Here is a 21,401-nt window from a genome sequence, read left to right as displayed (position 1 = left end):
AACCCGCATGCTGAAGATCCACCCAGACGGGGGCAGGCGACCACGGGCCATCTGGCCGGCGCCTGGCCGGAGCCCCCGTCACTCGCGCCCTGCCGGGCGAGCCTCAGCGCCCCGGCAGGGCGCCGCCTCAACGTCCGAGACCGGGAAGTCGCAGATGCCGACCATCAGCCTCCAGTCGATCGACTGGTCCGTGATCGCCGTGTTCGTGCTCCCCGTTCTGTGGCTCGGTGCGCTGCTCGTGATCCGCCGGCGCCAGAGGCGCGGCCGATGACTGTACGGGTCCAGGACGAGGTCGCGCCGGCCTACCGCGCCCACTGCCCGACCTGCAGGAAGTCCGGGCGCCAGTTCCGCAGCTATGGACTCGCGGAACAAGCCGCCGGTGGGCACACGGACAAGTTCAGACACACGACCTACGTGATTGACCACTACGGCGTGCGGGTCACTGGCTCCACCCAGCGGCCAGAGCCGACCTGATCCCGGGGCGCACAGTTCATCCGCGGATTCGTCGAGGTGTTCGCGCTGCCCAAGGGCGACAAGGAGCGGATCGTCCCCTCTGCCCACTGGGTCGCGCAGTTCCTGCGGCTGCGCATCGTCGCGCACACACCCCGGCCGCGGGCGCTCAGCACCGCGCCTGGCGCGCACGGAGCAGCCACGGAGCATGAGGCCTGTCGTGATCAGCTCGCTGATTGGCTGCGGCGTTTGACCAGTTCAGAAGGCTAGGGTGCCCTTCAACAGCTGGCGGGCCATGACCATGCGCTGGATCTGGTTGGTGCCTTCGTAGATCTGGGTGTTCTGCGGCGTACGGATCTGCGACCTGCGCAATCTTCCGCAAGGAGGCTTTGACCAGCGCATACAGCGTTTGCTTGCGTTGGCAGCAATCGGTTGTATTTGACTGTCTCACGGAACAGGCACGGAACAACGCGGTCCTAGCCGCTTCCGAAACCACACCACCAACAGGTCAGCTCGACGCGGCGAGGCAGGCCCGTGTGGCCGGAGCGGCGCTCTGTTCAGAGTTGGTCTGCCTCTTCGGGAACTGGCGCTATCTGATGCGGGTGGCGAGCCAGTGGTCGGCTCGCCGCTGGTGTTGGGGTGATGCCCGTTATCTACGCGGTCTCAGCTGGTCCAGGTCGGCGCCCCAGGCGTCGAGGTTGGCGCCGTGTCCGGCTGCACGTGCTGCGGCTTCCACGTGGGCGAAGATCGCCTGCTGTGTGGTGGCATCGCCGGTCGTGAGGATCGCATCGAGCTGGGGGATGAGGTGCCGGGCATCCCACTGCGGCGTGCCGAGCGGGTGTGTTTCAAGGTCCCATTGCAGGTACTTGTTATACGGGCATACCCGGTGGTGGAGCGCGAAGATGACGTTGAGCAGGAAGGGGATCGATCCGGCGGCGTCCAGGCGCGCGGCGAAGAGGCGGCCGTCGCGGTGGCTCTTGAGCGACCGGTACATGGAGTTGACGTAGGCGTCGAGGTACTGGCCGATCTTCTCGTCCGCCTCCTGGGGGCTGAGTGACGCCTTCCGCTCCACCAGGTTGGTGATTTCTCCGCCGCGGCGGTCGAGCACGACCTGGGCGCCGACGAAGGAGTAGCGGTTCCAGTCCGTCATGTCCCCGGAGAGCGCATGGGTGTGCCATTCGGACAGAGGGCCGACGGCCAGGTCCAGATGCGCCGAACGGAACCCGTCGAGGCCGGTCAGATCCGTGGATGCCCCGTCCTCGAGGATCACGTACAGGTCGTAGTCCGAGTGCGCGGTGGCCATTCCTTCACGGGCCATGGAGCCGGACAGGACCAGGCCGGCTACGGCCGGCTCCGCGGTGGCGCGTTCCACGAAGGCGGTGAAGGTGGCGTGCGCGCTCGGGCCCAGCACGGGCGGCGTGTTGTCGGGCGAGGCGAAGACGATGTCGTTCACGATGGTGATGGTCGCTTCCATGTCGAGGTGCCCGCAGTCGGGAACGGCGGGCGGGAGTACGTGCTCGACGGTGCGCGGGCCAGGGCACCGCGCTGGAGATCACATCACGCGGTGAGCGTAGCTACCCGCGGATCTGGCGCGCAACCGAATTGTGCGGGGTGCCCTCCGCCGCTCGAGGATCACGGCCAACTGCCTAAGCCTCGATCCGTGGACTGGCTGGCTGGTCGTTCGGTGTGGTGACGAAGAAAGTGCCTTCTGTGCAGGGAGGATCTGGATTGTCTAGGTCCTGATCGCCACTGCTGCGGAAGGCACTCTCGGTGCGACTATCTCACGTCTGGTCGAAGGCGATGCCGAGGTTCGATGACGAGAATCTCGTGTCGTGCGCGGGGCTGGTGCCGGTGATGGCCTTGGCCGAGCAGGCTGGCCTGTCCGAGCTGATCTCGTCCAAGGTCGCGGTCGGCTCGGTGAGGGTGAAGTCGGCCGGCGTGAACCCGGCGGGCAAGATCACCTCGATCGTGGCGGGGATGGCTGCCGGCGCGGACTGCATCGACGATCTGGACGTGGTCCGTTCCGGCGGGATGGGCCGGTTGTTCGGCGGCGTGTATGCGCCGGCCACGCTGGGGCAGTTCCTGCGGGAGTTCACCCATGGCCATGCCCTGCAGTTGGCCTCGGTCGCGCGGGCGCATCTGGTCGGCCTCGTCACGACGACGGGGCTGTTGCCCGGGATCGGGACTCGGGCGTTCGTCGACATCGATTCGCTGCTGCGCCCGGTCTACGGGCACGCCAAGCAGGGCGCCAGCTTCGGGCACACCAAGATCGCCGGGCGGCAGGTGCTCCGCAAGGGCCTGTCGCCGCTGGCCACCAGCATCAGTACCGAGCACGGTGCGCCGGTGGTGGCCGGGATCCGGCTACGGGCCGGGCGGGCCGGTTCCGGGAAGGGCGCGGCGACGATGGTCGCCGAGGCGATCCGGACCGCCCGCGCCGCCGGCGCGGCGGGTGAGATCCTGGTCCGCGGTGATTCGGCCTACGGCAACAGCGTCGTCGTCGGCGCCTGCGTGAGGGCGGGGGCCCGGTTCTCCGTGGCGCTGACCAAGAACCGTGCGGTGAGCAGGGCGATCGCGACCATCCCCGCCGACGCGTGGACACCGGTGCACTACCCCGGCGCGGTCGTCGACCCGGACACCGGGCAGTTGATCTCCGACGCCCACGTCGCCGAAGTACCGTTCACCGCGTTCGGCTCCAAGGCCAAGAAGCACCAGGTCACCGCCCGGCTGATCGTGCGCCGGGTCCGCGACCGCGCCAAGACCGATGAACTGTTCCCGGTCTGGCGGCACCACCCGTTCTTCACCGACAACACCGAACCGACCGCCGACGCGGACATCACCCACCGCGCGCACGCGATCATCGAGACCGTGTTCGCCGACCTCATCGACGGGCCGCTGGCCCACCTGCCGTCTGGCCGGTTCGCCGCGAACGCCGCCTGGGCGACCTGCGCCGCGATGACCCACAACCTGCTCCGCGCCGCCGGCACCCTGACCAGTCCGCGGCATGCCGTCGCGCGCGGCGCGACACTGCGCCGACAGATCGTCACCGTGCCCGCCCGGCTGGCCCGCCCGCAACGCCGCCGCGTGTTGCACCTGCCCACGCACTGGCCCTGGGCCCAGCAGTGGACCCGCCTCTGGAACCACGTGCTCGCCACCGGGCCACCCGCCGCGGCGGCCTGACCGTCGACCACCGCCCGCACCGGGCCCCGACCGGACACCGACACGTGGAAGAGCTGGGCAGACCAGCCGACCAGCCCTGCCCACGACCCCGATCAAGATCAACAGTCAGGAGCGAAGATCACCCGATAGCCCTTCCACGGATCGAGGCTAAGCACGGCGTCGCCGGTCGCCACCGACAGTGACGGTACATCCGCATCACGAATGACGGCCTACAAGCTGCGCCGCCCCTGCCTGACCAAGTGGTGGCCAGGTCGGCACGGGTGACTTACGCCCGCGAACCGCTATTCGCGGCGTAAGGCCCCGACGCCGCGGATCTGCCAGTTGCGGCGGGCGTCGAGGTGGATGGCGGTGGAGGCGCCGGGGGCTTGCGGACGTTCGAGGTAGCCCTCCCGGACGATGCTGCGTTCGACGTAGGCGTCCTGGGTCCAAGGGATGAACTCGACGAGTGGCGGGACGGCGGACAGGCCGACGCCGACGAGGTGCTGGTGGAGCTGCATCATGTCGCCGGCGTGCGGGCTGACGCGCAGGCCGCGGCCGGACGCGAGACTTGCGACCTGCAGCCATTCGGTGACGCCGCCGAGGCGGGTGGCGTCTGGCTGGACGACGCGGATGGCGTCATGTGCGATGAAGCCGCTGAACTGCTGGTAGCTGTAGATGCTCTCGCCGGCGGCGATGTCAAGGTTGGTGGAGCGCTGCAGTGCGACGTGGCCGTCGAGGTCGTCGGCGTGCAAGGGCTCCTCGACCCAGTCCATCTGGGTCTCTTCGAGCACGGGCATGATGCGGTTGGCGGTGGAAAGGTCCCAGCGCTGGTTGGCGTCGCACATGAGGGTCACGTCGTCGCCGAGGGCGGCGCGGACGGCGCGCAGGCGGCGGGCGTCGTCGCGCCAGTCGGGGGTTCCGACCTTGACCTTCACCCGGCGCCAGCCCTGGTCCAGCAGCGAGGTCAGGCTGCGGATGAGCTCGTCGGCGGGGACGTTGAGCCAGCCGCCGTCGGTGTTGTAGGCCTCGACGGGGTCCGGAGTGCCGCCGAGCAGCCGCCAGAGCGGGACGCCGGCCCGCTGGGCGGCGAGGTCCCAGAGGGCGATGTCGACCATCGCGAGCGCCATGTGGACGGCGCCGGCCCGCCCGGGCACAGCGATCCGGGGTTCACGCTCCGGGTCTACGCGCACATGCTGCCGTCGTCGCACGAGCGCGCGCGGGCCGCGATCGACGGCAGGATGTTCCGGCCGCGGCCGGTTTCTCACGGAACAGGGACGGAACAGGCCGCGACAGCATGATCACGGCGAACATGCTCCAGCGTCGCATGCAGAGTGGCATGTCGTGTCTGACCTGGTCAGAAGCTCACAATTCCTTTGAGGAGTTGGCGGGCCATGACCATGCGCTGGATCTGGTTGGTGCCCTCGTAGATCTGGGTGATCTTCGCGTCGCGCATCATGCGTTCCACCGGGTAGTCGCGCGTGTAGCCGTACCCGCCGAACAACTGCACCGCGTCGGTCGTCACGGACATGGCGACGTCGGAGGCGAAGCACTTGGCGGCGGCGCCGAGGAAGCCCAGCGAACTCTCGTCCCGCTCGGAGGCGGCAGCGGCGCGGTAGACCATCTGACGCGCAGCCTCGGTCTTCATGGCCATGTCGGCGAGCATGAACTGGACGCCCTGGAAGTCCGAGATCGGGCGGCCGAACTGCTGGCGTTCCTGGACGTACGCGGTGGCGGCGGCGACCGCGCCGGCGGCGATGCCGACCGCCTGGGCGCCGATGGTGACGCGGGTGTGGTCCAGCGTGCGCAGCGCGATCTTCAGGCCCTGCCCGAGGTCGCCGACCAGGCGGTCGGACGGGATCCGGCACTTGTCAAACAGCAGCTCGCGCGTCGGCGAGCCCTTGATGCCGAGCTTGCGCTCCAGCGCCCCGACGGAGAACCCCTCGTCGGACGCCTCGACGACGAACGAGGAGATGCCCCGCGAGCCCGCGGAGGGGTCGGTGACGGCCATGACGGTGTAGTACTGCGACACCCCGGCGTTGGTGATCCACGACTTCTGCCCGGACAGCACCCAGCCGTCGCCGTCGGGGACGGCGCGGGTCTTCATCGACGCGGTGTCCGAGCCGGCCTCGCGTTCGGACAGGCCGTAGGAGAACATCGCCTCGCCGGCGGCGACCGGCGGCAGGTACTTCTCCTTGACCGCGGGAGAGGCGGCCAGCAGCAGCGGCATCGTGCCCAGCTTGTTGACCGCCGGGATGAGCGAGGACGACGCGCAGGCGCGGGCGATCTCCTCGATGACGATGCAGGTGGCCAGCGCGTCGGCGCCGGCGCCGCCGTACTCCTCCGGGATGTGCGGCGCGTGGAAGTCGGCCGAGCGCAGCGCGTCGTACGAGGCCTGCGGGAACGTGCTGGTCTCGTCAGCCTCGGCGGCGTGCGGCGCCACCTTGTCGGTACACAGCTCGCGCACCGCTAACCGGATCGCCTCGTGCTCGTCGCTGAGCCGGTACAGATCGAAGTCGGCATCCATGCTCCGATGCTACTCGCGAGTAGGGTCGGCACCGCAAGTGCGGCATGGCGGCCCCGCCCGCGGACTTGTAACCTCGACCCCGTCAATCGGGCTTCACGGGTTGGGACTGATCGTGACCTTGCGCATCTCCGTCATCGGCACCGGCTACCTGGGCGCCGTCCACGCGGTCGGCATGGCCGAGCTGGGCTACACGGTCGTCGGCGTCGACGTCGACGCGGACAAGGTGGCGGCGCTGGCCCGCGGCGAGGCGCCGTTCTACGAGCCCGGGCTGGACGAGCTGCTGGCCAAGCACTCCGCCACCGGCCGCCTGACGTTCACGACCGACTTCGCCGCGGTCGCCGGCGCCGACGTCCACTTCGTCTGCGTCGGCACCCCGCAGCGCCGCGACGGCCTGGCCGCCGACATGCGCTACGTCGAGGCGGCCATCGACTCCCTCGCGCCGCACCTCGGCAGCGAGTGCCTGGTGGTGGGGAAGTCGACGGTGCCGGTGGGCACCGCCGCGGCGATGGCCGACCGGCTGGCCAAGACGGCGCCCGTCGGGGCCGGCGCGGAGCTGGCGTGGAACCCGGAGTTCCTGCGCGAGGGGTACGCCGTCGAGGACACACTCCGCCCCGACCGCCTGGTCTTCGGCGTGACGTCCGGCGACGCGGAGCGGCGGCTGCGCGGGGTCTACGCGCGCGCCATCGACGACGACACCCCGGTCATCGTCACCGACCTCCCGACGGCCGAGCTGGTCAAGGTGTCCGCCAACGCGTTCCTGGCGACGAAGATCTCCTTCATCAACGCGATGGCCGAGATCGCCGAGGTGGCCGGCGCCGACGTCACCAAGCTGGCCGACGCCATCGGGCACGACGCCCGCATCGGCCGCAAGTACCTGAACTCCGGCATCGGGTTCGGCGGCGGCTGCCTGCCCAAGGACATCCGTGCGTTCATGGCCCGCGCCGGTGAGCTGGGCGCGTCGCACTCGCTGGCCTTCCTCGCCGAGGTCGACGCCATCAACCTGCGCCGCCGCCAGTACGTCGTTGACCTCACCCGCGAGCTGGTCGGCGGCAGCGTCGCCAACCGGCGCATCGCGGTGCTGGGCGCGGCGTTCAAGCCGCACTCCGACGACGTCCGCGACTCGCCCGCGCTGAACATCGCCGGGCAGCTGCACCTGCAGGGCGCCCGGGTGTCGGTCTACGACCCGAAGGCCATCGCCAACGCCCGCAAGGTCTTCCCGACGCTGCCCTACGCCGAGTCCGCCATGGAGGCGTGCCGCGACGCCAGCGTCGTCCTGCACCTCACCGAGTGGCAGGAGTTCCGCGAGCTCGACCCCGCCGAGTTGGCCGGCATCGTCGAGACCCCCGTGGTGGTCGACGGCCGCAACTGCCTGGACGCCGACGCGTGGCGGGCCGCCGGCTGGACGTACCGGGGTCTCGGCCGCCCCTGACCGATCAGCGGCGGCGCGGCTGACGGGGGCGTGGTGTCGCCTCCAATGCCGCTTGCCAGCCCCGGGCCGCGGCGGCCAGCTCATCGTCGATCGGGCCGGGGGCGAATAGGTAGTTCATGTGCTCGTAGGTCGGGTCACCCTTGATGACATCCTTCTCGGGCAGCGGGTCGGAACCGTTGAGGTGGAAGAAGTGGTACCCCAGGTCTCCGAGCAGCTCGGTGAGCGGCTGCTCGGGTGCCCGGCCGGACAGCACCTCGCAGACGATCCACGGCCGGTGCTCGGCGAGAACGTCACGGGCGCCGCGCAGCACGTGGTGCTCGGTGGTCTCTGTGTCCACCTTCATCACCGCGGGCACTGAGCCGGTGCGCCGCGCATACCGGTCGAGGGGCTCGACGAGCACGTCGAGCTGCCGCTTGGAGACCCTGAAGCCTTCGGCAAGCGAGTTGGACGAGTCGCTGCTCTCGGACAAGTAGAAGGTGGCGGTGCCGGCGGTCTCGCCGGCGGCGATCTGCTCCAGCCGGTAGGGCAGGTCGTTGATCTCTGACAGATGCCGCGCCCAGTGCGCGAGATCCGGCGTCGGCTCGAACGCGACGATGTCGCGGTCGGAATATGCGCGGGCGAGCAGGGCGTAGGGGCCGAGGTTGGCGCCGACATCCCAGACGGCGCCGGCGGGCGCGGTATCGCAGAGCGCGAGGTACCAGGCGATCGTCGAGGGCTCGTAGCCCCCGATGCCGTTCTTCAACAAATGCCGGGCGACCAGGTAGGTGTTCGGGACGGTGATGTGCAGCTCCCGCGGCTGGCCGCGGTCGGGGCCGGGCGGGACCGGCATCGGCACGTAGAAGTTCATGCGCGGAGGGCCGTCCGCCGCGGTCCGCACGGCCGGCCGCGTGGTGCGCCGGGGTGCGGGCGCACGGTGCGACCGCCAGGCGTCGCGGAGGATGCCCGCCGCGCGGCGGGCACCGCGGACCGGGTGCCGTCCGACCGCGACGGCCGCCTGCCCGACGCGCATCGTCGTGGACGAGAGGGTGTTCTCGAGCCTGGCCTCGGCGGTTCGGCGGTGCGCCTCCGCGGACCGCAGCTCGGCCTGGACGTCGTGCAGCGCCTCGAGCGTGGACTCGTACTGCGCGGCCATTTTCCCGAAGGCGGCCCGTGCGCGTTCCCAGTTGGGTTGGCCATCGACGGTGACCGCGTCGAGGTTCGCCCTGGTGAGGCCGGCGTCGCCTGAGGTGCCGACCCGCAGGACCGCCAGCCCGCCGACGGCCTGGATGTCGATGGCGTCGTCGAGGTAGACGGCGTGCAGGATCTCGAAGCCGCGCTTGGTCAGCGCGGTCCTGAGCATGTGGATGGCCGGTTCGACGGGGAGCGCGTCGATGAGTAGCACCGCGCGGTCGCCGACGGTGACGTCATCCAGGTGGTCCAGGCCATCGGGTAGGTCGGCTGTGAGGACGATGGACACCTGAACGGGCCGGCGCTTGTCCACGCCGGCGACCGGAAGCCCCGCCAGTGCCGGATGCGTCGGCAGCGGCGATCCTGTCCAGGCAAGGTCGTTGTGACAGGGTGCTTGCGACGTCAGAAAGTCGCTGATCAGCATCATGCCCTCCGAATTGCACGCTGCCTACGGTTGAGCGTCAATGACCTCGGAGGGTATATCACTACCGTTCTGCAGGGCAGTCCACAGCGCGCCGGACAGTTCCGGGTCCCAGGTGACGGTGTTGCCGATGTTGCCGAGGGGGACGGTGATGGTGTCGCCGGAGCCGCCGGAGACCGAGCCGATGCCACGAATGAACGCGAACATGTCCATCGGGCCGGTGTCGTTGTCGAGCACCAGCGCGTCGCCGCCGGCCAGCGCCGTCCGCGTCAGCTCGATCGGGTTGACCAGCGTGCCGGGGGACAGCGCCTTGTCGGAGATGGCGGAGATCAGCTCACGCTGCCGCTGCACCCGGCCGATGTCGGACGTCGGGTCGAAGTGCCGGGCCCGGGCGTAGCCGAGCGCGTCGGGACCCTGCAGCGTCTGGCAGCCGGCCGGCAGGTCGATGTGCGCCTGCTCGTCCTGGACCGGCTCGTCGAGGCAGATCTCGACGCCGCCGAGGGCATCGACGATGCCGGCGAAGCCGCCGAAGCCGATCTGCACGTAGTCGTCGATGGCGACGCCGGTGGCCCCTTCGATGGTCTCGACCAGCAGCGGCGCGCCGCCGAACGCGAACGCGGCATTGATGCGGTTCTCGCCGTGGCCGGGGATGTCGACGACGGAGTCGCGCGGGAGGCTGATGAGCGCGTTGCGGGCGCCGCCGCCGGGCACGTGCAGCAGCATGATGGTGTCGGTGCGCTGGCCCTCGGTGCTGCCGGTGCCCAGCTCGCTCTGCTCCTCGTCGGAGAGGTCCTCGCGGCTGTCCGAGCCGACCAGCAGGAAGACCCGGCCGTCGGAGACCGCCGAGCCGTGGTCGGACGGGATGGCGTCGACCTTCTCGATGCGGCCCCACACGTACCAGACCAGCGCGACGAGCGCGACGATGACGACCAGCCAGAACGCCAGGAACCAGCGGAGGAAGCGGACGAAGCCGGAGCGCTTCTTCTTCGGCCGGCCGGGTGGCTCGGCGCCGTCGCGGCGACGACGGGTGGGCGGCGACGCGGGTGGTGCGCCGGCGCCGTCGGTGTCGGCCGGTCCGTACTGGTCGGCCGGCATGACGCTGGTGCCGGCGGGCGCGGCCGCGGCCGGCGCGGGCTCGTCGTCGCGCGGGCTGTGCGCCACCCCGCCGCGATAGGACACCCCCGGGACGTTGCCGGTTTGGTACGTGGTGACCTTGACCTCGGTCCCCCGCGCACCGCCGTCAGCCCCGTACGCCGCCATCCCTGCCTCGCCGTCTGCTCGCATCACGTTTGACCATACCGTCGCCGACCGGCTCTGTAACCTGCCGATCTCGCGTGTCAGCCCTGGAGATCGACGGTGTCGCCGGCGCGCAGCCCGAGCTCGTCCGCCGCCGAGCCGCCGCTCACGACCAGCTCCAGGAATCCGGGGCCGGAGCTGCCCGTGACCAGCGCGGCCGTGCCTGCGCGGACGTCGGAGAGCCGCTCGTGGTAGCGCACCTTCCGTGCCTCACCACGTCCGGTGTCGACGGCGACACGGTCGCCCTCCGCCACGCCGGGGTCGGCGGCGGTGCAGGTCAGCTTGCAGTTGCCGAAGTTGTCGACCAGCGCGACGCGGACACCGCCGGGCCGCTCGGGGACGGGCAGCTCCACCGGCGACGACGGCACCGGCCGGTCGTCGAGCACCCACTTCGCCAGCAGGGGCAGGTACCAGAGGCTGCGGAACTGCGTGGCCGCGAGGTCGGCGGCGTCGGACTCGCCGATGGACGCCCACTCGGCCGCCGCCAGCACCGTCCGCGCGTCCGTCACCGAGACCGAGGTCACGCCGAGGTGTCGTCGCACCGGGTCCAGCAGCGCCGGGTCGTACGTGGTGAACACGGTGTGCCGGCCGTGCCGGAACCAGCCGAACGGCGCGCCGTTGGGCCAGCGGCCGTCCCGCGGCGCCACGTTGACCAGCGTCACCGTCGGGTGGCCGTCCTCGCCGAGCAGCCGCGTCGACAGCAGCACGTCCAGCAGCGTCAGCCCGGCCGACTCCACCGGCGCCGGCCCGTCCAGCGGCAGCACCACCGGCGACCGCCCGAACAGCGCCGCCATGCGGGTGGTCAGCCGGGCCCGCGCGTTGGTGTCCGAACAGTCGGTCAGATAGGTGATCGGCGGATACATGGTTCCCCTCGGGGCCGGGCGGACACACAAGTCATGGGCAAAACAAAAGGGCCCCCGCGCAGTGCGGGAGCCCGGTGTCTGACGGTGGACGCGTCAGGCCAGCATCGAACGGCCGCACTTGAAGTGCAGCATTCGCATCATGGCCTGGCCGTGCGTCACGTCACAGACCGTACCGACGCGTGTTCGGCATGGTCAAGCCGTACGGTGTCGAGCATGAGTCCCGAGGGCCGGCCGTCGTCGGCCGCGCATACCAGCCTGTCGCGCATCATGACCGCGCTCGACACGAACCTGCTCGGCACGGTGCACGGTGGCGTGATCATGAAACTGGTCGACGACGTCGCCGGCGCGGTGGCGCAGCGGCACTCCGGCGGGCCGGCCGTCACGGCGTCGATGGACGAGATGACGTTGCTCGAGCCGGTGCACGTCGGCAACCTCGTGCACGCGCACGCGAAGGTGAACTGGACCGGCCGGACGTCGATGGAGGTCGGCGTGCGGGTGCTCGCGGAGCCGTGGAACGAGGTCCGGCCGGCCACGCCCGTCGCCACCGCCTACCTCGTGTTCGTCGCGCTCGGGGCCGACGGCGCGCCGCGCGAGGTGCCGCCGGTGCTCCCGGAGACCGACGAGGACCGCCGCCGGTTCGCCGAGGCCGAGATCCGCCGGACGCACCGGCTGGCCCGGCGCGCGGCCATCCTGCACTCCCGCGAGCAGGGCCACGCCGAGGTCTGACGGCGGCCGAGTCCGAAATGACCCGGTTCCACCTACTCATGTGACAGATGTGACTAGAGAGGCGCCTGGGCTCGGCGTGCCGCCCGTGAATTCGGCCGGCCCTGTGGTGATACTGACGAAGCGGCGAGCACGGGGACTCGCCGGCTCGTCCGGTTCATTGGGGGAAGTGCATGACGACAGCGGCACGGCCGCCGGATCCGCGGCGTGTGCGGGCCCGTCGCGAGGCGATCGCCGCGCTCCGCGCCCAGCGGGCCGAGGCGGCGCGGTTCCGTCGTTCGGTGACGCTCATGGCCATGTCCGTCGTCGCGCCCGGCAGCGCCCAGCTCGTCGCCGGCCACAAGAAGACGGGGAAGATCGCGCTCGGTGTCTACGGCGGCCTGATCGGCGTGGCGCTGCTGGTGTTCTGGCTGGTGCCGCTGCAGGACCTCGCCGGGCTCGCCGTCCGGCCGTGGCTGCTGACGATGTTCAAGCTGCTCGCCTTCGGGGTCGCGGCGGCGTGGGTCGTGCTGCTGCTGGACGCGTGGCGCCTGGGCCACCCACCGGGGCTGAGCCAGAAGCACCGGCTGATCATGATCGGCGCGACGCTCGGGCTGGCGGCGCTGGTGTCGACGCCGTTCGTCGTCGCCGCCCGGTACGCGACGGCCGCGCACGACGCCGTCGTCGAGATGTTCCCGTCCGGCGAGGTCGCCGCGGCCAGCGACGGCCGGCTCAACATCCTGCTGCTCGGCGTCGACGCCGGCGACGGCCGGGTCGGCGTCCGTCCCGACAGCATCAACCTGGTCTCCATCGACGTCCGCACCGGTGAGCCGGCGATGATCAGCCTGCCGCGCAACCTGGAGAACGCCCGGTTCCCCGACGGCACCCCCGCCGACGACGAGTTCCCGCGCGGCTTCGCCGGCGACGACGACAGCGACGAGTCCGACTACATGCTGAACGCGACGTGGACGTTCGGCGAGGAGAACCCGGAGCTGTTCGAGGGCCCGTCCGGTCCCGGCCCCACCGCGGTCAAGCAGGCCGTCGAGGGCACGCTCGGCCTGCCGGTGCACTACTACGTGGCCGTCGACCTGCAGGGGTTCCGCGACATCATCGACGCGATCGGCGGCGTCACGATCCGCGTGAACGAGGAGCTGCCGATCGGCGAGAAGGGCCGCGTCCTCGAGCCCGGGCTGCAGGAGCTCGACGGCTACCACGCGCTCTGGTACGCCCGGTCGCGTGAGGGGTCGTCGGACTACGCCCGCATGGCCCGGCAGCGCTGCGTCATCGGCGCGCTGGTCAACCAGGCCGACCCGCAGACCGTGCTGTCGAACTTCATCGAGCTGACCGACGCGTCGAAGTCGGTCATCACCACCGACATCCCGCGGCAGGACCTCGCCAACCTCGTGAACCTCGCGTCGAAGGCGAAGGACCAGGAGATCACCTCGCTGCAGTTCGTGCCGCCGCTCATCGTGCCGGCCGACCCGGACATCGGGCTCATCCACGACGAGGTCGACGCGCTGTTGTCCGGCGACGCGGAGCCGGCGCCGTCGGAGTCCGCATCCGAGGAGCCGAGCGACGAGGCGAGCGACGAGCCGGCCGCCGACGAGCCGGCCGACGAGCCGACCGAGGAGTCCCGTGACGAAGCGGCCGACGAGCCGTCCGAGCAGCCGGCCTCCGACGAGACCGGCGACCCGGACGACGAGGAGACGGACGAGACGGAGCCGGTCGAGATGTCGTCCGTCTGCTCCTACGAGTAGCCGGAGGTCAGGTCCGGCGGGTGCGCAGCAGCAGCGCGCCGCCGGCCGCCAGCAGCACGGCGCCGGCCAGCAGGACGGGCAGCCGGCCCGCGCCGGTGTCGGCCAGCTCGTCGCCGCCGGTGTTCGGCAGCTCGTTCCCGCCGGCCGTGCCACCGTCGCCGCCGGTCTCCGTGCCGGTCTCGGTGCCGCCCGTCTCCGTGCCGCCGCCCTCGAGCACCGTCAGCACGACCTCGGCGGTGTCGACGGTGTCGTCGCCGCCCTGGTCGCCCGCGCCGCGGACGGTCGCGACGCCCAGCTCGCCGGCCGGCGCGTCGTCGTCGAAGAGCACCTCGACCGTGGCCTCGTAGTAGCCGTCGTAGGCGATCAGCGTCTGCTCCGTGTGGCACTCCAGGCGCCGCGGGGTCACGATCGCGCAGCCCTCGTCCGGGCGCTCGGTGCCGGGCACGAGGTCCGGAACGGTCACGCCGGTGATGGTGGCGCCGTCGGGCACCTCGACGTCGAGGCTCGCGCCGGCGAGGTCGATGCCGCCGTCGTTGCTCACGGTGGTGAGCAGGTCGACGGACTCGGCGGCCGCGCCCTCGGCGGATGCCGGGGCCGTGACCCGCAGGTGGTAGCCGTCGGGCGGGCCGACCTCGAGGATCGACGTGGCGGTGGCCTCACCGCCGTTGTCGCCGGCGACGGTCAGCGTGGCGTCGCCCACGATCGTCTCGGACACGTTGTCGGGCAGCTGGACCTCGAAGGTCGCGGTGGCCGACTCGCCCGCCGCCAGCGCGGCGTCGGTGTGGCACTCCACCCGCTGCGGCGACACCTGCTCGCAGCCGTCGCCGGGCTCGACGCCGACGACGGTGGCGTCGCCGGTCACCTCGAAGTCGGCGCTCCCGCCGGTCATGTCCGCCGTCCCGGTGTTTGTCACCGTCGCCTCGAGCGGGACGACCGAGCCCGGCGACGCGAAGACGTTCCGCGGGTCCAGGGTCGCCTCCAGGACCACCTCGGCCTCGGCCGTGGGCTCCGGGCTCGGCGTGGCCGCGGCGCTCCCGGCGAGCGGGCCGAGAGCGAGCGCGGACGCGGCCAGCAACAGCCCGAGTGGGCGGTGCCGTCGATGGGTATGGGTGCGTGGCATCGTGATCCCCTCCGAGGATTCGCCTTCAAGGGGACGACGCCCGGGCGGCGACGGAGGTTGCCCGGCGCCGGTGAGTGGATCAATGAGCTGCCGGCGACCGGTAGCGGGTAAGGTGCCTGCCGACATGAACGCCGCCGATCACACCCGTACCGACCGGCCGGCCGCGCCCGAGGAGCGGGAGTGGCCGGCCGTCTCGGTGATCATGCCCGTGCTCGACGAGGAACGGCACCTGGCCGAGGCCGTCGCCGGGGTGCTCGCGCAGCAGTACCCGGGCGAGCTCGAGCTGGTGCTCGCGCTCGGCCCGTCGCGCGACCGCACCGACGACCTCGCCCGCGAGCTCGCCGCCGCCGACCCTCGGGTCAGGCTGGTCGCGAACCCGGCCGGCCGCACGCCCGCCGGACTCAACGCCGCGCTCGGCGCCGCCCGGCACGGCGTCGTCGTGCGGGTCGACGGTCACGGCGTGCTGTCCGACCACTACATCCGCACCGCCGTCGCCGAGCTGGAGCGCACCGGTGCGGCCAACGTCGGCGGCATCATGAACGCCGAGGGGCAGACCGACTTCGAGCGCGCCGTCGCCTGGGCGTACACGTCGCCGTTCGGGCTGGGCGGCGCGAAGTTCCACCTCGGCGGGCAGGCCGGCCCCGCTGACACCGTCTATCTCGGGGTGTTCCGGCGCGAGGTGCTCGACCGCCTCGGCGGCTTCGACGAGCACTTCGTCCGGGCCCAGGACTGGGAGCTGAACTACCGCATCCGGGCGGCCGGCGAGACCGTCTGGTTCACGCCCGACCTCGTCGTCAGCTACCGGCCGCGGCCGAACCTGCGCGCACTGGCCCGGCAGTTCCTCAAGACCGGGCAGTGGCGCCGCGAGGTGGTCCGCCGGTACCCCGACACCGCGAACGTCCGCTACCTCGCCGCGCCCGCCGTCACCGTGGCCGTCACCGTGGGCACCGTGGCCGGGCTGGCCGGCCTGGTGGGGCCGTCGTGGCTGCTGATCGGCTGGCTGGCGCCGGCCGGGTACGCCCTCGGCGTGACGGCCGCAGCGGCGCTGGCCGGTCGTGGGCTGCCCGCCCGCGCCCGCGCCTGGCTGCCGCCCGTCCTGGCGACGATGCACCTGACGTGGGGCGCCGGGTTCATCCTCGGGTCACGCGACGCCGCCCGGTCGCGGCGCGGCGCCGCCCGCGACGCCGCGGCCGCGGGAGGACCGGCGACGTGAAGGTCCTGATGCTCGTGCAGTCCCCGGTGGCCGGCGACTCGCGGGTGCTCCGCGAGGCCGCCACGCTGACGGCCGAGGGGCACTCCGTGCACATCGTCGGCCGCGACGTCCCGGACGGCTTCGACCCAGGCGACGACGTCACCGTCGAGTCGGTCACCCGGTCCCGCGGCATGCGCCCGCCCGGCACCCCGCGCGGCGTCGGCGTCGCGCTGGCGTCCTCGTCGGGCCCCAAGGCGCTGGTGCGCCGGGCCGGGCGCTGGCTGCTGCTGCCCGAGCACCGCGAGCGCACCGAGCGGCGCTGGCGCGACGACGCCGCCCGGCTGCTGGCCGGCCGGCCAGCCCACGACGTCGTGCACGCCCACGACTTCAACACGCTGGCGCTCGGCGCCGACCTCGCCCGCCAGTGGTCGGCGAAGCTGGTCTACGACAGCCACGAGCTGTGGTTCGACCGCGGGCTGCCGGGCCGGCCCACCCCGCTCGCGCGGTGGCGCGGCCGGCGCAGCGAGACCCGGCTGGCCGGACAGGCGCGGGTGGTGCTGACCGTCAGCGAGGGCATCGCCGCCCGGCTGCGCGGCCGTGGCCTGCCCGACGTCCGCGTGGTGCGCAACACCTTCCCGCTGGCCGAGCACGAGCCGCCGGAGCTGCCGGACCAGCCGGCCGGGTTCGCCTACGCCGGGCGCATCGGCCCCGGCCGCGACCTCGAGGCGGTCGTCGGTGCGGCCGCCCGGCTGCCGTCGCTGCGCACCGTCGTCGCCGGACCGGCCGACCCCGGCTACCGCCTCGACACCACCGGCGTCGAGGTGCTGCCGCCGATGCCGTTGCCCGAGGTCGACCGGTTGTACCAGGAGGTCGGAGTGGCGGTCGTCACGCTGACCGATACCTGTGCGAACCACCGGCTGGCGCTGCCGAACAAGCTCTTCCACGCCGTGCGTGCGGGCGTTCCGGTCGTGGCGGCCAACCTGCCGGAACTCCACGCATTCGTGCTCCGTTACGGACTCGGCCGCCTGTACGTGCCTGGCGACGCGTCGTCGCTGGCCACGGCCGTAGAGGCGGTCGCGTCCGGCTATACTGGCTACGTCGAGGCGGTGGGCAAGGCTCGGCTGCAACTGGCCTGGGAGCACGACTCCCGTGTGCTCGCCGGCGTGTACGCGGACCTGGGGACGGCGTGAGATGGCATACATCGTCGCGCGTGGCCCACGGGTGCGATATTTCGTCTGTGTGTCGTCTACCCTTGACCCGATCCGGTGCGGATCCACCCGATCCAGCGCCCGGCCGCGGTAGAAAGGCAAGCCTTCGATGAACGCCACTCGTGTCGACGAGGAATTCACCTCGTATGTGCACGTGTACGAGCCGCACAGGGCGGGGCTGCCCAAGCTGCGGACGTACTTCCGCGCGCTGTGGCAGCGCCGGCAGTTCGCCGCCGAGCTCTCACGCACCGGCATGCGGGCGGCCAACACGAACACGACGTTCGGGCAGCTCTGGCTGGTCATCAACCCGCTGCTGCTCGCGATCGTCTACTACCTGCTCGTGACGATCATCGGCGGCGGTGGCGATGCCTCGGAGCGGTTCGTCCACCTGTGCGCCGGGCTTTTCTTCTTCTACTACTTCTCCGGCGCACTGCAGAGTGGAGCGTCCAGTGTGGTGAGCGGCAGCAGCCTGCTGCTCAACATGCCGTTCCCGAAGCTCCTGCTGCCGTTGTCAGCGGTGCGTACGGCGTTCTTCCGGTTCCTTCCGACGCTCATCGTCTACATCCCCATCCACCTGGCCTTCGGTCATCCGCTGCGATGGGAGATGCTGCTCGGGCTCTACTTCCTCATCATGCTGACGGTGTTCGCCGCCGGTATGGCGATGGTGTTCGGAACCCTGCAGGTGTACTTCCGCGACACCGCCAGCTTCCTGCCGTACTTCGTGCGTATCTGGCTCTACCTGTCGCCGGTGCTCTGGTACCCGGAGATGGGGCAGCAACGGCTGGAAGACGCCTTCGGCGATGTCGGCTGGCTCATGTACTTGAACCCGCTGTTCTCCATGATCGGCGGCTGGACCGACCTCATCGTCCGCGGGGTCGTGCCCAGCGTGACGCTCTGGGTCGCCGCAGCCCTGTGGGCGATCGCGGCGTTGCTGCTCGGTGGTTGGTACTTCATGTCGAGGGAGCGGGAATTTGTCGTCCGTCTCTGAGGTGACCCAGGTGCCTGCCGCCAAGCGCCGCGATCTCGCGGTGCGAGTCGAGGACGTCTCGCTCACGTACCGCACGACGTTCGAGCGAGTACCGACCTTCAAGACCGCTCTCGTCCGGTTCGGCCGGGGTGAGCGGGCGGTCAAAGAGGTACACGCGGTCCAGAACGTCTCGTTCGATGTCGAGCACGGCACCACCGTCGGCATCATCGGCGCCAACGGTGCCGGGAAGTCGACGCTGATGCGCATGCTTGCCGGAATCCTCCCGCCGTCCAAGGGTCGCATCGAGGTGCACGGCCGGGTCAGCACCCTGCTCTCGCTCGGTGTCGGCTTCAACCCGACGCTGTCGGGTCGCGAGAACGTCGTCCTCGGCGGCCTCGCCGGCGGGCTGAGCCGCAAGGAGATCCAGGAGAAGTACGAGGAGATCGCGGCGTTCGCCGAACTCGACGACTTCATCGACATGCCGATGCGCACCTACTCCTCAGGCATGTACCAGCGGCTGGCCTTCGCCGTCGCGGTGAACATGGACCCTGACATCCTGCTGATCGACGAGGCGCTCTCAGCCGGTGACGCCAAGTTCAAGCAGAAGGCCGCGGCCAAGATGAAGGAAGTGGTCGGTACCGCACGCACCATGTTCCTGGTCAGCCACTCCGCCGCCAGCATCCGCGACCTCTGCGAGGAGGCCATCTGGCTGCACAAGGGCAAGTTGATGCTGCGGGGGCCGTCGGCGGACGTGAACGCGGCGTACAACAAGTTCCTGAAGGTGGGCGAGGACGCCTTCAGCCTCGAGGATCTCTGACACAGTGGGCGCGCTCCGGTCCGACGTCGGCATCGTCTCCGCGGGTCACGACGTTGCCGACGCGCGGCTGCACAAGATCGCCGCGGCATTGGTCCGGCAGGGACTGTCCGTCGAGGTCTTCGGGCTCGGTGACGTCACCGGTGGGCCGCGCGACGCTCGCGTGGTCACGTCGCCACGAGGGAGCCTCATCCGCCGTGCGTTTCGCGCGGTGAACTCGCCGCTGCGCTGCCGTGCCAAGGTGCTCATCACCCTCGACCCCGACGTCGTGCCAGTCGCACGAGCGGTCGGGGCGCTGCGCGGCCGCAAGGTCGTCGTCGACGTCCACGAGGACTACGCCCGGCTGCTGGCCGACCGCGCCTGGGCGCGCGGCGCGCTGGGTCTGGGTGCCAAGCTCGTGGTGCGGTTGAGCACGAAGCTCGCCGCGTCTGCCGATATCACCTCAGTTGTCGACCACCACATCCCGCCCACCACGGCACGGCACCGGATGGTCGTCGAGAACATGCCTGACCTCGGCCTGTTGAGCTCTGCCGACGGCGTCGACCCGGAGCCGCGGGCGGTCTATGTCGGCGATCTGCGTGAGAGCCGCGGACTGTTCGACATGGTCGAGGCTGTGGCACGGGTGCCAGAATGGACCCTCGACCTCGTGGGGCCGGTCGCGCCGGGCGATGCGGCGCGGCTGCGCGAGCGGTTACTCGAACCCGACGTCGCCGGCCGGGTGCGACTGCACGGCCGCAAGCCGCCGGCCGAGGCGTGGCGCATCGTCGCGGGTGCCTGGGTCGGCCTGGTGTTCCTCCGCGAGACCCCGGCGTTCCGCGAGGCGATGCCGACCAAGCTGTACGAGTACCTCGCCAGCGGCATGCCGGTACTCACCACCCGGCTGCCCCGGCAGGCGGCGCTGGTTGAGCAGACCGGTGCGGGCGTCGTCGTCGACAGCGTCGACGACGCGGCGTCCGCGTTGCGACGGTGGTCCGAGTCCCGGACCGAGCTCGACGTCCTGGCCAAGGCGGCTCATGACTGGGCCACGGCCCAGCAGGGCGCCAGTCCCTACGACGAACTGGCCGTCGCGGTGGCCCGCCTCCTCGGACGGGACGTCCATGCCTGACGTGAAGGCTCCGCTGCGCCGTATTCGGGGGCGCGCGAACCGCCTGGGCAGGCGTGTTGCCGAGCTGCGTGAGCCGGTCGTGCTGCCATCTCGCCCGCCGATGCCGGACACACCGGTCCGACTTCTGGTGGGCCCGGCCAACTTCGCCGGGCAGGGCTGGGCCTGGGCCCGTGCGGCTGAGGACGCCGCACCAGGTGTGACCGCGCAAGCCTTCGCCGTCCTCAACGACCGCATCGACTTCGATGCCGACTATGCGGTGCCGCGCGAGACCTTCCTGTCGCCGCGTTGGCAGCGGCAGCAACGCACCTATGTCACCCGCGCATACACACACGTGCTCATCGAGGCGGCCCGTCCGGTGCTGGGCGCGCGCGACCCGTGGGGCGACCGATGCACCGGCGATCTCCCGATCCTGCGGTCGGCCGGGCTTCGGGTCGCCATGGTGTCCCACGGTTCCGATGTCAGGGTGCCGTCCGACCATATCGACCGCTATCCGTGGTCGCCGTTCACCGACCTACCAGCAGCGCGGCTGCGCAGTCTCCAGATCAACTCCACTGCCAACCGCGACCTCATGCGCGCCCATGACGGCCCGGTGTACGTGTCCACCCCCGACCTGCTGGACGATCTGCCGGATGCCGCGTGGCTGCCGGTCATCGTCGACGTCGGCCGGTGGGCTACCGGCCTGCCCGTGATGGCGCGCGACCGGCCCGTCGTCGCGCACGCCCCCAGCAATTCACCCATGAAGGGATCGGACCTGGTGGACCCGGTGGTCCGCGCGCTGGCTGACAGGGGCGTCGTCGAGTACCGCCGCGTCGAAGGTGTGTCGCCCGCGGACATGCCTGCGGTCTACCAGGATGCCGATGTCGTCCTCGACCAGTTCCGGCTCGGCAGCTACGGTGTCGCCGCGTGCGAGGCGATGGCCGCCGGACGCGTGGTCGTCGGGCACGTCACCGAGGAGGTCCGTGCGCGGGTGCGCGAGTACACCGGCCGCGAGCTGCCCATCGTTGAGTCCACGCCCGAAACTCTGGAACAGGTGTTGCGGGCCCTCGTCGCGGACCGTGACGCGGCGGCCAAGCATGCGGCGGCTGGTGCCGACTTCGCCGCCGAGATCCACGACGGCCGCCGATCCGCCTCCGTCCTCGCCGCCTTCGTGGGCACGGTGCCCGAGCCGGCCGGCTCCGCGCCGCGCCGCGCCTGACCACCGGCGGTCCCATGTCGCCCGAGGTCGTGATG

At 71.2% G+C, this 21,401-nt stretch carries 18 protein-coding genes; 11 read left to right on the top strand and 7 right to left on the bottom strand.

Annotated features, from left to right (window positions below; genetic code table 11):
- The first annotated feature begins 510 nt into the window (after nucleotides 1-510).
- Nucleotides 511-720 (top strand): hypothetical protein, encoded by a 210-nt coding sequence (locus BLV05_RS36790; protein WP_162489671.1) that lies wholly within the window; start codon nucleotides 511-513, stop codon nucleotides 718-720.
- Between the two features lie 379 nt (nucleotides 721-1,099).
- On the opposite strand, the gene BLV05_RS34035 is transcribed toward BLV05_RS36790, so the two are convergent.
- The gene (locus tag BLV05_RS34035) at nucleotides 1,100-1,924 is read right to left on the bottom strand and encodes a nucleotidyltransferase domain-containing protein (RefSeq protein WP_197683464.1); all 825 of its coding nucleotides are present in this window, start codon (nucleotides 1,922-1,924) and stop codon (nucleotides 1,100-1,102) included.
- 296 nt (nucleotides 1,925-2,220) lie between these two features.
- Here BLV05_RS34035 and BLV05_RS34030 point away from each other — a divergent pair, with 296 nt between their 5' ends.
- A complete protein-coding gene (locus BLV05_RS34030; RefSeq protein ID WP_172860593.1) occupies nucleotides 2,221-3,627 on the top strand; it encodes an IS1380 family transposase in 1,407 nt (468 codons plus the stop codon).
- A 281-nt stretch (nucleotides 3,628-3,908) separates the two neighbouring features.
- Here the strand turns inward: BLV05_RS34030 and BLV05_RS34025 are convergent, their stop codons facing one another.
- A complete protein-coding gene (locus BLV05_RS34025; protein WP_197683463.1) occupies nucleotides 3,909-4,760 on the bottom strand; it encodes a mandelate racemase/muconate lactonizing enzyme family protein in 852 nt (283 codons plus the stop codon).
- 200 nt (nucleotides 4,761-4,960) lie between these two features.
- Nucleotides 4,961-6,130, bottom strand: a complete 1,170-nt coding sequence (locus tag BLV05_RS34020; protein ID WP_046772080.1) for an acyl-CoA dehydrogenase family protein — start codon at nucleotides 6,128-6,130, stop codon at nucleotides 4,961-4,963.
- 112 nt (nucleotides 6,131-6,242) lie between these two features.
- On the opposite strand from BLV05_RS34020, the gene BLV05_RS34015 reads away from it, so the two are divergent.
- Nucleotides 6,243-7,559, top strand: coding sequence for a UDP-glucose dehydrogenase family protein (locus BLV05_RS34015; RefSeq protein WP_046772097.1), 1,317 nt, complete (start codon nucleotides 6,243-6,245; stop codon nucleotides 7,557-7,559).
- A 4-nt stretch (nucleotides 7,560-7,563) separates the two neighbouring features.
- Here the strand turns inward: BLV05_RS34015 and BLV05_RS34010 are convergent, their stop codons facing one another.
- From BLV05_RS34010 to BLV05_RS34000, 3 genes are all read right to left on the bottom strand, one after another.
- Nucleotides 7,564-9,039: an FkbM family methyltransferase gene (locus tag BLV05_RS34010; protein WP_160312828.1), complete on the bottom strand. Its 1,476-nt coding sequence runs from the start codon at nucleotides 9,037-9,039 to the stop codon at nucleotides 7,564-7,566.
- 135 nt (nucleotides 9,040-9,174) lie between these two features.
- Nucleotides 9,175-10,431 carry an LCP family protein gene (locus BLV05_RS34005; RefSeq protein ID WP_197683462.1) on the bottom strand — a complete coding sequence of 419 codons (1,257 nt, stop codon included), beginning with the start codon at nucleotides 10,429-10,431 and terminating at the stop codon, nucleotides 9,175-9,177.
- Nucleotides 10,432-10,484: 53 nt separating this feature from the next.
- Nucleotides 10,485-11,306 carry an SAM hydroxide adenosyltransferase gene (locus BLV05_RS34000; protein ID WP_046772079.1) on the bottom strand — a complete coding sequence of 274 codons (822 nt, stop codon included), beginning with the start codon at nucleotides 11,304-11,306 and terminating at the stop codon, nucleotides 10,485-10,487.
- Between the two features lie 213 nt (nucleotides 11,307-11,519).
- Here BLV05_RS34000 and BLV05_RS33995 point away from each other — a divergent pair, with 213 nt between their 5' ends.
- Both BLV05_RS33995 and BLV05_RS33990 read left to right on the top strand, forming a co-directional pair.
- Nucleotides 11,520-12,032 (top strand): acyl-CoA thioesterase, encoded by a 513-nt coding sequence (locus BLV05_RS33995; protein WP_046772078.1) that lies wholly within the window; start codon nucleotides 11,520-11,522, stop codon nucleotides 12,030-12,032.
- Between the two features lie 170 nt (nucleotides 12,033-12,202).
- Entirely contained in the window at nucleotides 12,203-13,765 is a 1,563-nt protein-coding gene (locus tag BLV05_RS33990; protein WP_082155732.1) for an LCP family glycopolymer transferase, read from the top strand.
- Nucleotides 13,766-13,772: 7 nt separating this feature from the next.
- Here BLV05_RS33990 and BLV05_RS33985 read toward each other — a convergent pair whose 3' ends face one another.
- Nucleotides 13,773-14,885 carry a COG1361 family protein gene (locus BLV05_RS33985; RefSeq protein ID WP_152691057.1) on the bottom strand — a complete coding sequence of 371 codons (1,113 nt, stop codon included), beginning with the start codon at nucleotides 14,883-14,885 and terminating at the stop codon, nucleotides 13,773-13,775.
- A gap of 124 nt (nucleotides 14,886-15,009) precedes the next feature.
- Here BLV05_RS33985 and BLV05_RS33980 point away from each other — a divergent pair, with 124 nt between their 5' ends.
- From BLV05_RS33980 to BLV05_RS33955, 6 genes are all read left to right on the top strand, one after another.
- Nucleotides 15,010-16,098 carry a glycosyltransferase family 2 protein gene (locus BLV05_RS33980; protein WP_046772076.1) on the top strand — a complete coding sequence of 363 codons (1,089 nt, stop codon included), beginning with the start codon at nucleotides 15,010-15,012 and terminating at the stop codon, nucleotides 16,096-16,098.
- Nucleotides 16,095-17,267 (top strand): glycosyltransferase, encoded by a 1,173-nt coding sequence (locus BLV05_RS33975; RefSeq protein WP_046772093.1) that lies wholly within the window; start codon nucleotides 16,095-16,097, stop codon nucleotides 17,265-17,267. The genes BLV05_RS33980 and BLV05_RS33975 overlap by 4 nt, the downstream gene beginning before the upstream one ends.
- Before the next feature lie 127 nt (nucleotides 17,268-17,394).
- Entirely contained in the window at nucleotides 17,395-18,273 is an 879-nt protein-coding gene (locus BLV05_RS33970; RefSeq protein WP_046772075.1) for an ABC transporter permease, read from the top strand.
- A gap of 10 nt (nucleotides 18,274-18,283) precedes the next feature.
- Entirely contained in the window at nucleotides 18,284-19,069 is a 786-nt protein-coding gene (locus tag BLV05_RS33965) for an ABC transporter ATP-binding protein (RefSeq protein ID WP_046772092.1), read from the top strand.
- A 4-nt stretch (nucleotides 19,070-19,073) separates the two neighbouring features.
- Entirely contained in the window at nucleotides 19,074-20,171 is a 1,098-nt protein-coding gene (locus BLV05_RS33960) for a glycosyltransferase (protein ID WP_046772074.1), read from the top strand.
- Complete coding sequence (locus BLV05_RS33955; RefSeq protein WP_152691056.1) at nucleotides 20,164-21,366, top strand: glycosyltransferase family protein; 1,203 nt, start codon at nucleotides 20,164-20,166, stop codon at nucleotides 21,364-21,366. The genes BLV05_RS33960 and BLV05_RS33955 overlap by 8 nt, the downstream gene beginning before the upstream one ends.
- Nucleotides 21,367-21,401: the final 35 nt, after the last annotated feature.

The sequence above is a fragment of the Jiangella alkaliphila genome, from assembly GCF_900105925.1.
GTDB lineage: Bacteria > Actinomycetota > Actinomycetes > Jiangellales > Jiangellaceae > Jiangella > Jiangella alkaliphila.
Note: the sequence above shows the minus strand (reverse complement) of the source record. Positions and strands in the feature narration are given on the sequence as shown.